The sequence below is a fragment of the Gordonia sp. UBA7599 genome (assembly GCA_002477755.1).
In the GTDB taxonomy this organism is placed as follows: Bacteria; Actinomycetota; Actinomycetes; order Mycobacteriales; family Mycobacteriaceae; genus Gordonia.
The window spans coordinates 1-14079 of the sequence record DLKD01000104.1 but is presented as its reverse complement, the minus strand read 5'-3'; the positions used below and the strand labels follow the sequence as shown (position 1 = coordinate 14079).

At 66.3% G+C, this 14079-nt stretch carries 15 protein-coding genes and 1 pseudogene; 12 read left to right on the top strand and 4 right to left on the bottom strand.

Features of this window, described 5'->3' with window-relative positions:
* From eno to B4L26_RS12025, 4 genes and pseudogenes are all read left to right on the top strand, one after another.
* Positions 1–192 (top strand): annotated as a pseudogene (eno, locus tag B4L26_RS12040) (phosphopyruvate hydratase); the annotation flags it as partial.
* Between the two features lie 166 nt (positions 193–358).
* Positions 359–940: an FtsB family cell division protein gene (locus B4L26_RS12035; protein ID WP_290719113.1), complete on the top strand. Its 582-nt coding sequence runs from the start codon at positions 359–361 to the stop codon at positions 938–940.
* 8 nt (positions 941–948) lie between these two features.
* The gene (locus B4L26_RS12030; protein WP_290719115.1) at positions 949–1467 is read left to right on the top strand and encodes a DUF501 domain-containing protein; all 519 of its coding nucleotides are present in this window, start codon (positions 949–951) and stop codon (positions 1465–1467) included.
* A 22-nt stretch (positions 1468–1489) separates the two neighbouring features.
* Positions 1490–2446, top strand: coding sequence for a Ppx/GppA phosphatase family protein (locus B4L26_RS12025; protein ID WP_290719112.1), 957 nt, complete (start codon positions 1490–1492; stop codon positions 2444–2446).
* A 49-nt stretch (positions 2447–2495) separates the two neighbouring features.
* Here the strand turns inward: B4L26_RS12025 and B4L26_RS12020 are convergent, their stop codons facing one another.
* The 4 genes from B4L26_RS12020 to B4L26_RS12005 form a co-directional block, all read right to left on the bottom strand.
* Positions 2496–3002, bottom strand: a complete 507-nt coding sequence (locus tag B4L26_RS12020; protein ID WP_290719111.1) for a DUF4395 domain-containing protein — start codon at positions 3000–3002, stop codon at positions 2496–2498.
* Between the two features lie 103 nt (positions 3003–3105).
* Positions 3106–3441, bottom strand: a complete 336-nt coding sequence (locus B4L26_RS12015) for a hypothetical protein (RefSeq protein ID WP_290719110.1) — start codon at positions 3439–3441, stop codon at positions 3106–3108.
* A 119-nt stretch (positions 3442–3560) separates the two neighbouring features.
* A complete protein-coding gene (locus B4L26_RS12010; protein ID WP_290719109.1) occupies positions 3561–4757 on the bottom strand; it encodes a fatty acid desaturase family protein in 1197 nt (398 codons plus the stop codon).
* Between the two features lie 4 nt (positions 4758–4761).
* The gene (locus B4L26_RS12005) at positions 4762–5835 is read right to left on the bottom strand and encodes a ferredoxin reductase (RefSeq protein ID WP_290719108.1); all 1074 of its coding nucleotides are present in this window, start codon (positions 5833–5835) and stop codon (positions 4762–4764) included.
* A gap of 141 nt (positions 5836–5976) precedes the next feature.
* Between B4L26_RS12005 and B4L26_RS12000 the strand changes: the two genes are divergently transcribed.
* The 8 genes from B4L26_RS12000 (at position 5977) to B4L26_RS11965 (ending at position 14017) form a co-directional block, all read left to right on the top strand.
* On the top strand, positions 5977–6687 hold the full coding sequence (locus B4L26_RS12000) for a TetR family transcriptional regulator (RefSeq protein ID WP_290719107.1): 711 nt from the start codon (positions 5977–5979) through the stop codon (positions 6685–6687).
* A gap of 39 nt (positions 6688–6726) precedes the next feature.
* A complete protein-coding gene (locus tag B4L26_RS11995) occupies positions 6727–8235 on the top strand; it encodes a serine/threonine-protein kinase (RefSeq protein ID WP_290719106.1) in 1509 nt (502 codons plus the stop codon).
* 5 nt (positions 8236–8240) lie between these two features.
* The gene (locus B4L26_RS11990; protein ID WP_290719105.1) at positions 8241–9149 is read left to right on the top strand and encodes a hypothetical protein; all 909 of its coding nucleotides are present in this window, start codon (positions 8241–8243) and stop codon (positions 9147–9149) included.
* Positions 9150–9298: 149 nt separating this feature from the next.
* Positions 9299–10543, top strand: a complete 1245-nt coding sequence (locus tag B4L26_RS11985; RefSeq protein ID WP_290719114.1) for an oxygenase MpaB family protein — start codon at positions 9299–9301, stop codon at positions 10541–10543.
* A 333-nt stretch (positions 10544–10876) separates the two neighbouring features.
* Positions 10877–11560 (top strand): MspA family porin, encoded by a 684-nt coding sequence (locus tag B4L26_RS11980; protein WP_290719104.1) that lies wholly within the window; start codon positions 10877–10879, stop codon positions 11558–11560.
* Positions 11561–11602: 42 nt separating this feature from the next.
* The gene (locus tag B4L26_RS11975; protein ID WP_290719103.1) at positions 11603–12274 is read left to right on the top strand and encodes an MspA family porin; all 672 of its coding nucleotides are present in this window, start codon (positions 11603–11605) and stop codon (positions 12272–12274) included.
* 352 nt (positions 12275–12626) lie between these two features.
* On the top strand, positions 12627–13307 hold the full coding sequence (locus B4L26_RS11970) for an MspA family porin (RefSeq protein ID WP_290719102.1): 681 nt from the start codon (positions 12627–12629) through the stop codon (positions 13305–13307).
* 32 nt (positions 13308–13339) lie between these two features.
* A complete protein-coding gene (locus B4L26_RS11965) occupies positions 13340–14017 on the top strand; it encodes an MspA family porin (protein WP_290719101.1) in 678 nt (225 codons plus the stop codon).
* Positions 14018–14079: the final 62 nt, after the last annotated feature.

Here is a 14079-nt window from a genome sequence, read left to right as displayed (position 1 = left end):
GGCGAGACCGAGGACACCACCATCGCCGACCTGGCCGTCGCGTGCGGCTGCGGCCAGATCAAGACCGGTGCACCGGCGCGCAGTGAGCGCGTCGCGAAGTACAACCAGCTGCTCCGCATCGAAGAGGGTTTGGGCGATGCGGCACGCTACGCCGGTGACCTCGCCTTCCCGCGGTTCACGCCGCAGGCGTGATTAGCTAGAAGGCATGTCAGAGCGCAGAAACGAACGGGCGGGCCGACCTCGGTCCGCCCGTTCGTCGCGCAGCCACCCGCCCGCGTCGCGATCGGCGTCGCGGCGCGGTCGCAATCCGGCGCCCCTGCCCACCGAATCGCTGACCGGGACCACCAGTCTCGATCTGATGGATGACGACGGGCTGCCCGATTCAGCATTCGACGACGGCGAGACCGTCGTCATCGATGCCGTCGTCGACGGTGACAGCGCCGACGATGATGGCGACGATGTTGACGCGGGTGTTGCCGATTCATCGCGTCGCTCGTCGCCGAGACGCATCGGCGTCGATACTGCTCGTCGTGGGCGGGCGCCGGCACGTGCTCTCGCGGCACGGTGGCACCGGCTCAATCCGCGGCGGGCGATCGTGCTCGCCGTCGTGCTCGGTTTTGTCGCACTGACGCTCGCCATGCCGCTGCGCACCTTCTTCACCCAACGCGCCGAGCTGGACCAGGTTCGCGCGGCCAACTCCGCGATCGAGCGGGAGAACGCTGAGCTGACCCGCAAGGTGAACCAGCAGGGCGATCCGGCGTATGTCGAGGCACAGGCACGTGCGCGCCTGCAGTACGTCCGTCCCGGGGAGACCGCGTTCGTACTGGAGGTGCCCGGTCGGGCGCGGGCCGAGCAGGAGCGCCGTCGCGCCGCCGAGCGCGCCGCCAACCCGTGGTACGCCAATCTGTGGGACTCGGTGGCGACACCCCCGGCGAAGTGACCGGCGCAGTGTCCGTGTCACAGGCCGATCTGGCCGTCGTCGCAGAACAACTCGGGCGTGAACCGCGCGGGGTCCTCGAAGTCAGCTACCGCTCGCCCGACGGCCGGCCCGGCGTCGTGAAGACCGCGCCGCGACTGCCCGACGGCACCCCGTTTCCAACGCTCTACTACCTGACCGATCCGCGGCTGACGTCGGCGGCGAGTCGGCTGGAGTCGTCGGGTGTGATGAAGGAGATGTCGCAGCGGTTGGCCGACGACGAGGAGTTGGCCGCGGCTTACCGTCGCGCGCACGAGGGCTACCTGGCCGAGCGTGACGCCATCGAATCGTTGGGCACCGATTTCAGCGGCGGCGGCATGCCCGACCGGGTGAAATGCCTGCACGTGCTGATCGCGCACTCGCTGGCCAAGGGGCCCGGGGTGAACCCGCTCGGCGACGAGGCGGTTGCCTTGGCCTGTGACGACGGGTTGCGCGGCACGGCGCTGCCGGCAGATTGGCCGTCCTTCTCGTCGTCGGGAGACGAGTCGTGACCCGGGTTGACGGGGGTGCGCTTTGACACGAGTCGGCGCCGTCGACTGCGGGACGAATTCGATCCGTCTGCTGATCGCCGACGGTGTCGAGGCACCAGGCGGTCCGAAACTGCGCGATTTGCACCGCGAGATGGTGGTCGTGCGCCTGGGGCAGGGCGTTGATGCGACGGGGTGCTTCGCCGATGAGGCGATCGAGCGCACCCGCGTCGCGCTGGCCCGCTACGCGTCGACGATGCGCGAGCTCGGCGTCGAGCGCGTCGACATGGTGGCCACCTCCGCGACGCGCGACGCCGGCAACCGCGACGAATTCTTCGCTATGACCGCCGAGTTGCTCAGCACGGTCGAGCCCGGTGCGGTGGCGCGGGTGATCAGCGGCGACGAGGAGGCCCGGCTGTCGTTCCGCGGGGCTGTCGGCGACTTGGATCCGGCACTCGGGCCGTTCGCCGTGACCGACTTGGGTGGCGGGTCGACGGAGCTGGTCGTCGGTGATGCGTCCGGCGTGCGTGCGGCCTATTCGGCCGATGTTGGGTGTGTCCGGACCACCGAGCGTTGTTTGCGCGGTGACCCGCCGTCTGACGAAGAGATCGCCGCGGCACAGGAATTCATCGCGCAGCGCCTGGCGCCGGCGTTCGAGGCCGTCGACGTGTCCGGCGTGCGGACTTGGGTCGGCGTAGCCGGCACGATGACGACGCTGGCCGCGCTGGTGGCCGGCTTGGACGAGTACGACCCGACGCGGATTCACCTCTCGCAGGCGTCTCTAACCGACCTGCACCGGGTGTGCTGGGATCTGGTGGCAATGACGCGCGAGCAGCGGGCGGCGCTGGGCGTGATGCATCCGGGCCGGGTCGATGTGATCGGCGCGGGGGCGCTGGTGACCGACGAGTTGTCGCGGCAGATGTCGAGCCGGTCCGGAGTCACCGAGTTGGTGGTGTCCGAGCACGACATCCTCGACGGTATTGCGCTCAACCTCCTCGACTGAGCCCAAATCTCCGTCGAGCGAGCCCAAATCTCCGCCGAGCGAGCCCGCGCTACTGTGCGAGCGTGGCCGCGCCGCGGTCGAGGTTGAGATTGTTGCACGCCTCGCAGACGGTCTCCGGGATGATGCCGACCCGCTGTAGATAGCCGAAGGTGATGCAGCCCAGGCAGATGCCGAAGGCGAACTCGAGGAACGCTGCGACGACCAGCAGGCCGATGGTGATCTGCGCGGCTAGCCCGAAGCCGAGTAGCGACAGTACGGTCGCGACAATGCCGAAAGTGAGGCCGACGGTCTGGGCGAATCGCTTGGGCGGGCCCGGGACCAGCTTCTCCTTCTTCCAGATCTTCGGCACGATGACGTGCACGGCCAGTCGACCGAACGGCGAGTACTTCGGTCCGCCGGCGACACGCAGGGCAAAGCCAATCGCCACGATCGCGTACAGCCACCACTGGTTGACGACGATCGACACGACGGCGAGTGCGACGACGAGACCGGCCGTCGCGCGGGCGGCGTAGTCATTGACGGGATTGGGGAAGCTGAGCGCTTCGGGCAAAGCCATGGCGGTATACCTCCAAGTAAACAGACCTTGTCCACGGTAATCGCAGGTCGGCCGTACTGCGGAATTACATTCACGCCGCACGTAACCGCACGGTCGCTGGGTTCTAGTCGGTCTCGACCTCGACCTCGGCGTCGCCTGCTTCAAGGGCGAGCTCGTCGACCTCGGCTTGCTCGATGGTGTCGGCCAGGCGGTCGGCTGCGATCCGGTCCAGGCGGGCGGCGTCTAGCTTCGCCTGCTTCGCGGCTTCGCGCATCTCGAATCCGTCGGTGATGAGCTCACCGATCTCGCGTGCCACATCGGCGACGGCGCCGGTGATGATCGTGGCGATCCGTCCGACGCGATTCGCCGTCGACTGCACGGCCTCTTGAGCCAGGTCCTTGTTGCGCTCGAGCCGGTCGTAGTCGATCTCGCGGCGCTTCGGTGCGTTCTCGCTGCTCATGGGAGTGATCCTACCGTTGGATTGAAGGCTCGGTCGGCGCGGATTGGGGCTCGGTCGGGGAAAAGGAGCGGGGGCCGGACGCCTTTGGCGTCCGGCCCCCGCTTCGTTCCTTGCGACGGTCAGCTGGCCTGTGCGGCCTTGGCCTTCGCCTCGACGTCCGCGGCACGCTCGATGTTGACGACCAGGTCGTCGTCGTCGCGCGTCCACGAGTTCGGCAGGCTCAGCTTGGCGATCTTCTTCCAGGTCGAGCCGAGCTGTCCTCGCAGGTTGCCGGTGTTGTACGGCAGGCCGTGGCGCTCGCAGATCGCGCGGACCTCCTCGCTCATCTCCGGGTACCGGTTGGCCGGCACGTCGGGGAAGAGGTGGTGCTCGATCTGGTGGGACAGGTTGCCGCTCATGATGTGGAACAGGTTGCCGCCCTCGATGTTGGCCGAGCCGAGCATCTGGCGGATGTACCACTCACCGCGGGTCTCGTTCTCCGTCTCCTCCTTGGTGAAGGTCTGCGCGCCGGTGGGGAAGTGGCCGCAGAAGATGATCGAGAACGTCCACAGGTTGCGGATCAGGTTCGCTGAGACGTTGCCCAGCAGCGTCGGGATGAACAGCGGGCCGGTCAGCGCAGGGTAAATGATGTAGTCCTTGAGGACCTGCTTGCTGGCCTTGCGCCACATGCCCTTGACCAGGCCCTTGACGTCGGACCACTTGCGCTCGCCGGCGACGATCCGCTCAGTCTCCAGGTCGTGCAGCATGACGCCCCACTCGAACAGCACCATGAGTGCGGTCGCGTAGCCGAGGTTGCCCAGGTAGTAGGGGTTCCAGTCCTGATCACGGGACATGCGCAGGATGCCGTAGCCGACGTCGCGGTCCTCACCGACGATGTTGGTGTAGGTGTGGTGCATGTAGTTGTGGCTGTGCTTCCACTGGTCGGCCGGGCACACGGTGTCCCACTCGAACTCGCGGGAGTTGTAGGTGTCCTCGCGCATCCAGTCGTACTGGCCGTGCATGACGTTGTGGCCGATCTCCATGTTGTCGAGGATCTTCGACGCACCGAGCATGCCGACCGCGACGATCCACGCCGGCGGGAACCAGCCGAGGTACATCAGCGCGCGTCCACCGATCTCCAGTCCGCGCTGGGCCCGGATGATCTTGTAGATGTACTCGCGGTCGCTCTCGCCGACGTCGGCCATGACACGGGCGCGCAGTTCTTCGAGCTCGCGCCCGATCTGCTCCACCTGCTCGTGGGTGAGGTCGACCTCCTTGATGGGGGCGGTCTTCTTGTTCTTCTTGGCCTCGTAGAGGTCGCTGATCTGGATTGCCATGGTTCTAAACCTCGATTTCGACGTCGCCAACAGCGGTGTTGACGCAGAGCTGGATGTGGGTGTCGGCTTCGGAGTCCGTCTCGCCGGTGAGGATGTTGCGGGTGCAACCGGACTTCTTGACCTTGGTGCAGGAGAAGCAGATGCCCATGCGGCAACCGCTCTCGGGGGACAGGCCTGCAGACTCGGCCTGGTCGAGGATGGTGCGTCCGTCGTTCTCGGTGGTCACACCGGAGTCGGTGAAGACGACCGAGCCGGTGACGGGCTCGTTGGGATCGATCTCGGGGACGGTCACCGTGAACGCCTCGCTGTGGAGGCGATCGTCGATGCCGGCGTCGGCGGCGTAGCTGCGGACTGCGTCCATCAGCGACGACGGGCCGCACAGGAAGAACTGCGCGTCCGGGGTCACGACGTCGGCGATGTGCTCGCCGGTGAAGTGGTCCGGCGATGCCCCGCGGGTGTAGTGCAGACGCAGGTCCAGGTTCGGGTTCAGTGCGGCGAGGTTCTGCAGTTCGGTCGTGTACGCGACGTCCTCGGCAGAGCGTGCGTAGTGAACGAACGTCATCGCACCCTGGTAGTTCTGAGCCACGAGCGTACGCAGCATTGAGAGTACAGGTGTAATGCCCGATCCACCGCTGATGAAAACGACCTCGGAGCCGGGGTCGGCGGGGAGCTTGAAGTCACCGGCGGCCTGGTCCAGTCCGACGACCATGCCTTCGCGGGCATGCTCGAACAAGTGGCGCGAGACGAACCCGCCGTCGTGGGCGGTGATCGTCAGCTCGATGTTGTCGTGCTTGTCGCCGGCGGCGTTGGCCGGGGAGAAGCAGCGGCTGTGGCGAACGCCGTTGATAACGGTGCTGAGCTGCACAAACTGTCCGGCCTCGTGGCCCTTCCACTGGCGGGTGGGGCGCAGGGTCAGGGTGACGGTGCGGTCGGCGGTGCGGCGGACGCCGACGATCTCGGCGCGCAGATCGCGCCAGGTGATCATCGGGTCGACCAGCTCGAGGTAGCGGTCGACGGGGTGCGGGGTGAGGGCGGCCTGGACGACCGATCCCACCAGGGTTGAAAGTCGGGTGCTCATTTGGTGTTGCCTCCTATTGGGCTGGTGGCTTGCGACGGAGCTACAGTGAACGTCTGTACACCGAAAAGTGTGCCATATGTAGCCACCATTTCGTCAAGGGAAAGAAGGGTGACGGTCATCACCCCCGTAGACTCAACCGCTGTGACACCGGCAGAGGACCAGCGCGACACCCCGCGAGCGGGCCGTTCGCGCAGCTCATCGCGCCGCGCCCCCCGGGAACCGGAGTCCCGCGCGGAGAAGAAGGGCCGCACGCGTCAGGCGCTGCTGGACACGACGATGGACTTGGTCGCCGACCGGAGCTTCTCCGGGTTGAGCCTGCGTGAAGTCGCGCGCGGCGCCGGGATCGTTCCGACCGCCTTCTACCGCCACTTCACCTCGATGGAGGATCTCGGCGTCACGCTCGTCGAGGACTCGATGCGCGTCCTGCGTCGCACGCTGCGCGAAGGCCGCCGCGACCTGGCCGCCCGCAACGCCCTGCCGACGGCGACGAACTCGCTGGAAATCCTGCTCGATCACGTGCGGACCAACGAGGCCCAGTTCCGGTTCCTCGTGCGCGAACAGCACGGCGGCGTCCCCGAGATCCGCCGCGCCATCGACACCGAATTGCGCCTGTTCTCCAAAGAACTGGCGATCGACCTCGCCCGCATCCCCGACATGGCGGCGTGGCTGCCCGACGACCTTGAGATCGTCGCCGACCTGATCGTCACGATCATGCTGACCGCCGTCGCCGATCTCCTCGACGGTGAGTACCGCGGTGCGACCGTCGAGGACGAGGTGATTGCACGGGCCAAGCGCCAGCTGGTGCTCGTCTTCCTCGGCATGGGCCGCTGGGATCCGCAGCGCTCCAACTAGCGCCCGGTGTACGTCCGTGCACCGTCGTATGCTGCTGGCATGACCGATGGAGACCGCACCGGCACGACGTTCGGTCGCTACGTCCTCGGTGAGCTCCTGGGCCGCGGGGGCATGGGGGAGGTCTACCGGGCCTTCGATACGAAGAACGACCGCACGGTCGCGCTGAAGCTGTTGCCGACGGCGTTGGCCGGCGACGAGGTGTATGCCGAGCGGTTTCGTCGCGAGTCACGGGCCGTGGCGCGCCTGGGTGATCCGCACATCATCCCGATCCACGACTTCGGCGAGATCGATGGCACGCTCTACCTCGACATGCGCATCGTCGAGGGCTCGGACCTGCGAGCGGCGATCCGCGGATCCGGCAAGCTTGCGCCCGCGCGGGTGGTCTCGATAGTCGACGACGTGGCGCAGGCCCTCGACTCCGCACACGCGGCCGGGCTGGTGCACCGCGACGTGAAGCCGGAGAACATCCTGCTCACCCCCACCGATTTCGCCTACCTGGTGGATTTCGGCATCGCCCGCGACGCCGGCGACCAGGCGCACCTGACGCAATTGGGCACGGCTATCGGTTCCCTCGCCTACATCGCGCCGGAGGTCTTCGACGGTCAGGAGGCAACGCCCGCCAGCGATATCTACGCGCTGGCCGTCGTCACATTCGAGGCGTTGACCGGGCGGGTGCCGCACCCGGGCGCGACGCAGGCGGCGGCGATCAAGGCTGCCCTGCTCGACCCGCCTCCGCTGGCGAGCACGCTCGACCCCAGCCTGCCGCTCGGCTTCGACGAGGTGCTGGCGCGCGGGCTGGCCCGCGACCCAGCGCAGCGCTACGCCACCGCAGGGGAGTTCGCAGCGGCGGCTCGCGAAGCACTCGGCACAGCGTCGTCGTGGAGCCCGACGACGGTCGCCGTCGTTCCAGGTCCGTCGCCACAGCAGTACCCGGCGGCGCCGACCGGTCCCCAAACCCTGCCGAGCCCGCAACCGCCGTTCTATCCGCCGACTCCCTCGGCCTACCAGAGCGGACCGGGTTACCCGGCCGACTACTCGGTCGGACCCGGTCACCCGGTGGGTTACCTGACCGGACCCGCGTACCCGCCCGGCCCGGCGCCGCAACCGGACTACCCGGCGCAGGGGGAGGGCCTCCGGGGCGTCTCATCGACGATCATCACCGCCGTCATCGTCGCGATCGCGCTGATTGGAGGCGCCGTGATCGCGGCGGTCCTGTGGAACTCCGACGGCAAACTGTCGACGACCACGACGGCCCCGGCTCCGGTCACGGTCACGCAGACCGAGGCCGCCGATCCGACGACGAACGCAGAGCCGCCGCCCGAGTCGACGCCGTGCGACACGACGGTCGGCGTCGGTACGCCCGTCACGTCCTGCCAATTCGCGGCGGCGGTCCGCGATGCCTACCTCGCCGCGGGACCGAAGGGTCAGGCGCGCAGGATCACCGCGAGCAGTCCGGTGACCGGCCGGCGCTACACCATGAACTGCCTGCCCGAACAGGGGATTGTGGTGTGTCGCGGCGGCAACGATGCGGTCGTGCATATCTACTAGAGGTCATGAAACGGTCCCTGTCGCCGCTAGTGGCGGTCGGATTCGTGGTGGCGCTGACGGTGTCGGGATGTGCGACCGACGAGAAGCCGGGTGCTCCGTCGTCGAGCGCTTACGCACCGCCCTCGGCAATCTCGCCGTCGGTGAAACGACCTGCGCCAGGGCCGTCGGTGGCCGCGGCGACTGCGAAGCTGGGGGCGGCATCGCTGCAGTTGAACAAGGCGCTCGAGCCGCTGGGGTTGAACCAGAAGGTCGCGGTGGCGATCGTGCCGGTCGGTGTGAAGGCGGCCCCAATCGCGATCGGTGACACCAGCCCCGCCCAGGTGGCGTGGTCGACGATCAAAGTGCCCCTCGCCGTCGCCGCGGAGCGCAAACACGGCGGGCCCATGCCCCAGACCGTCGCGGCGATCATCAATTCGGACAACAACGCAGCGCAGGCGCTGTGGGATTCGCTGGGGGCGGGTGCGCAGGCCGCTGCCGCCGTGACGCGCGTGCTCCGCGAGGGCGGGGATGCGACGACGACGGTGCCGGCGGTCGTGAAACGGGCGCCGTACACGATCTTCGGCCAGACGTCGTGGAGCGTGGTCGGCGCCGCGCAGTTCACCGCGGGCCTGGCCTGCATGCCCGGCGGTGATCGGGTGCGGAAGCTGATGGGCCGGGTCGATGGCAACCAGCAGTGGGGTGCGGACGTGCTGAAGACGCACACTGAGGTCAAGGGCGGCTGGGGGCCGGGGGTCGTCGGCGGCTATGTGGTTCGCCAGATCGCACTGATCACCTTTCGAGACGGCTCGCAGACGGCGGTCGCTATGGTGACGTTTGGCGCTGGCACCTCGATGACCAGCGGCACCTCCGCGCTGAACCACGTCGGAACCTGGCTGGGTCGCAACATCAATAGCCTGCCGCGCGGCTACTGCTGACGGGGATCGGTCTCAACGTCGCAACGGATCGGCTTCGGGCACACAGCAATTTGCCAGAAACCGCGGCAGAAGGCATTCTGAAATGATCTGATAACAGACGTGGCCCGATCTGAGGCCCAACTTCTCACAGCCAGGGAGTTCTACCGGTGATGGACAGTGTCAGCAGGCGCGATGCGCTGAAGGTCGGGGGAGCGGTGGCGGGCACCGTCGGTGCGATGTCGGTCGGATGCCCGATGGCGATCGCCGAGCCGAAGAAGCCCGCCGCACCGTGGACGTGGTCGCCGAAGGGGTCGGTGGCCGGTCGCGGTGACGGGGGAGATCCGCACAAGCGCTGGGACCCCGAGGCCGATCCGGTGATCGCCAACGTGCTCGAGCACCACAACGTGAACCGCATCAATCGCGAACTGCGGACGTGGGTGCGCAACGGCCAGGAAGTCCCCAGGGGTCTGCCGAACGAGTTGCGCGACTTCATCTACTACGCCAAGGAACTGCCCGAATGGGCAGACGAGCGCAAGATGGCCGACGGATTCAGCTACGTCAAGCGCCAGGGCACGCTCATCTCGGTGCTGTACGCCTTCGCCAGCGGCATGATGTCCACGGTCATCCCCAACGAGGCGCGGGCCGTCTACTACTCCAAGGGTGGGCAGCACTTCAAGGACCGCATCTCAAAGACCGCCAAGCTCGGCTACGACATCGGGACGGTCGACGCCTATCAACCCAGCGGTCAAATGGTCGTGACCTGCGTCAAGACGAGGATGATCCACGCGGCGGTGCGCCACCTGCTGCCGCAGTCGCCCTACATTCCCGACGATTACATCCCGATCAGCCAGGACGACCTGCTGGTGACCTGGCACAGCCTGCCGACGACGATCATGCAGAAGATGGTTGCGTGGGGCGTGCCGACGTCGAAGGCCGAATCCGAGGGCTACCTGCACAGCTGGCAGCTGTGCGGCCACCTGCTCGGGATCTCCGACGAGTACATGCCCAACTCGTGGCACCAGGCCAACCTGCAGAAGCGTCAGGTGCTCACACCGAAGCTCGCACCCACCCGGGAAGGCCGGCTCCTGGCCGACAAGCTGCTACGCCTGGGCGAACAACTCGACCTCACGCTGTTGAGCAAGGGAATCCTCGGGGCGTTCACCCGGTACATCCTCGGCGACAAGATCGCTGATTGGATCCACGTTCCGCGCGAGCCGGTGTGGAGCCCGTTGCTGGAGGTCAGCTGGCCGCCGTATGTGGCGCTGCGCTCGGGCATCATCACCGTCGCACCGCCGATGGACAACGCCTACTGGCTGTTCGACGAGTTCCTGCGCCAGTTCGTGCTCTGGTACATCTCCGAGCTGCGCATGCCGATCAGTATCGAACTCCCCCAACACAACCGGACGGTGTTCTGACATGGAGATCTTCTACTACCTCCAGAACCTTCTGTACTGGCTCGACACCGGCTCGACCGGCTACGGCGGGTACGGCAGCTGATTTCCCGACGACGAGCGGTTGGACGCGTGGCGGTTTCAACCGGTCGTCGTTCATCGTGGGTGATGTCTGGTTTGCGTCTTTCCAGCTAGTTCATTTGGCGTTCGCTGAGTTGATTTCGACGCTTCATCCAGAGCCACCGCGCGGCCTCCTTTTGTCCATTTCTTCTCCGTAACGTTCGGCGCGACGTCGAGCCCGGCCTGCATTGGCCGGGTGAGTCCGAGCACGCAACGTTTCGAAGGAGACAGACAAAGATGAGCACATTCACCGGTGCCGCACGGCGCCTGGCCGTCGGTTCCGCGGTAGCCCCGCTGACGGTGACGGCGGTGGCGCTGGCCGGAGCAGTCCCCACCGCCGACGCCGACGCCAGATTCGGCTTGCCCAATGGAAAGGCACGCGGCGACGGCGTCACGATCGTCAAGACCGGCGAGCGCGTCCGCATCACGCAGTCGCTGGCGGCCAACGGCGCAGGCCGGACGGCATGGGTGTCGGGCAAGGTCAAGGTCTTGGCGCCCGGCATCGACACTCGGGAGGCGGGTCCCAACAACGGGCCGCGAGGCGAGGACGCATCACCGGGATCCAACGGCACGTCGACGACGGGTGCCGCCGGGACACTCTCGGTCGGCTACCTCATCGGGTGCCAGGTGGACATCGGACAGGTGAAGCTGGGGCTGGAGGGCGCCGTCACCGACGTCGGTTTCGACGGTGCTGCCGGTCAGTTCTCCATTGCGCTGGCGCCGGGTCGGATCGTCTACGCGCAGCTCGAGGACAAGCAATTGGAAGAGCCGGGCGACTACTTCTTCGACTGGCGCAACGCCCAGCTGGAGATCCAGGGCTGCGGCGGATACGCGCAGGCACGGTCGTACGTCACCGTCGAGGTCACGGGCGAGGACCACCAGAAGATCCTGCTGTGGGGCAAGCCCTTCTCCATCGGCTGACCACCGACGATTCGACGATCAGACCTATAGATGAGGAAAACGATGAATACACCTGTCAAGCACACCCCGGCCGTCGCGCTGGTCGTAGCCACGGCGGCCGCCGCGGCCGGCGCCCTCCTCGTACCTGCCACGGCAAACGCGGACACGCACTACAACCTGCCCTCGGAGACGCAGAGCGCCACCATGGGCGACGGCACCGTGGTGACCTTCAAGCGCATCCGTGAACGTGCGACGGTCAACCCGTCGCTGGGAGGCACGCCGCTGCACCGCAACGCGTGGGTCTCCGGCAAGTTCGCCGTCACGCTCTCGAAGGAGGCGAAGAAGTTCGAGATCCGTCCCGGTTACCTCGTCGGGTGCCAGGTGAACATCGGTGGCGCGACTGGAGAGGGCGGCGCCGGGATCGCCAGCGCCGACGAGGGAGTGGCGTTCGACGGTGCTGAGGTCGGCGGGTCGCTGACCCTCGGACCCGGTCAGGCGCAGGCGTACTACTTGGTCGACGCGGAGAAGGCCGATGATTTCGGTGCTGAGAAGCACGACCGGAAGATCACGTACAAGAAGACCAAGCGCGGGACGTTGACCTACACCAACTCGCAGCTGAGCCTGCGCGGCTGCGGTGGGTATGCCCAGGCGCGCTCGTTCGCCACCATCGTCGTGGAGACGAAGAAGGCCACGCAGTACCGGAGCTTCTACGGCCGCCCGTTCTCCCTGGGGTAGGCCGACCGTTGGAATAGGTCGGCATCGGGTTGGTCGGCTCCAGCCAACAAGGTTTCGTCAACCCCGCATCGATCGATGTGGGGTTGACGAAACGGTGGTGATTTCGTGGGTCCGGCGAGAGTTCTCACAGTGCATTGGGTCTGACTGTGAAGGTTTTTCTCAGGTAGTTTTGTGACGTACATCACAGCCATGCAAGGTCTTGACCTGCACGTTTACGATCCTGAGGCCGGTTCTCGGCCAATCGGAGACCAATCGAAAAGTCCATCTAACATCGGCGAAACACATCGTCCCTAGGGTTTCCGGCAGTCGCAGACTCAACCGAGTCGCACGGCGCAAACGAAGGAGATTGATCTTGAGCACGCTAACAACCGTTGCTCGGCGCGTGGCGTCGGGCACTGCGGTCGCGGTTGCTGCGGCGGCTGCGCTGGCCGTGGTGCCGACGGCGAACGCCGATACTGCTTTTGGTTTGCCGAATGGGCGGGCCAAGGGTGATGGTTTCAGTATTTACAAGTACGGCGAGAAGGTTCGGATTTCGTCGTCGATGGCGGCGAATGCGGCTGCGCGTAATGCGTGGGTGTCGGGCCGGGTGAAGGTTGCTGCGCCGGGTATCGAGGAGCGCGAGTCGGGGCCGAATAATGGTCCGCTGGGCGAGGATTCGATGCCGGGTTCGAATGGCACGTCCAATGCTGGTGCGGCGGCGACGCTGTCGGTGGCTTATGTGGTCGGTTGCCAGGTCGATATCGGTGATCTGGATGCGGGCATGGACTTCGGGTTGCTCAACGGTGGGTTCGGGTTCGATGCGATCTCGGGTTCGGTGTCGTTGCCGTTGGCGCCGGGTCGGGTGTTGTATGTGCTGGTCGCCAAGAAGCAGATGGAGAAGCCGGGTACCTACCACTTCGGTTACAACTCTTCGACGATGGCGATCTCCGGTTGCGGTGGGTATGCGCAGGCGCGCAGCTACGTGACCGTGGAGACCTCCGGTAACAACCACCAAAAAGTCACCCTGTGGGGCAAGCCGTTCTCCCTCGGCTGAGCATCGACACGAATACGAGATTTGAGGAAGTTATGACGAAACGTTTCAAGAGCGCAGCGGTTGCGGCCGCGGTCGCCGGTTCGGTGGTGGCGGTGTCGTCGGTGCTGTTGGCGCCGGCCGCGTCGGCTGATGTGAAGGTGGTTCTGCCCGCGCAGAAGCAGGTCAAGAAGCTCGGTGATGGCACTGTGATCACGGTGTCGCGTTCGGGTGAGCGGGCCACGATCAACCCGTCGATGGGTGGCACGCCGTTGCACCGCAACGCGTGGGTGTCGGGTAAGTACAAGGTGACCTCCTCCAAGGAGCCCAAGAAGATCGAGATCCAGGCCGGTTACATCGTGGGCTGCCAGGTCAACTTCGGTGGCGGCACCATGGGTGGCGGCGCTGGCCTTTTGGGCCTGAGCGACGGGGGCATTGACGAGGGTGACGTGGGTGTCGGTGGTAGCGGTACGTTGACGTTGGGTCCGGGCCAGGCGCAGGGGTTCTTCATCAACGACGTGGAGTACGCCGATGATTTCGGTTCGGATGCCCATGATCCGTATGTGACCTACACCGAGACCAAGTCGGCTCGGTTGAGCTACGTGAACTCTCAGATCGGGTTGCGTGGTTGCGCTGGTTACGCCCAGGCCCGTTCGTGGCTGCGGGCACTGGTGGAGACCGAGTTCGCGCAGGAGACGTTGAACTTCTACGGACGTCCGTTCTCGCTGGGCTAAACCCCCGAAACAACGACAGTCCCCGTACCGCACACCGCGGTACGGGGACTCTCGCATATCGG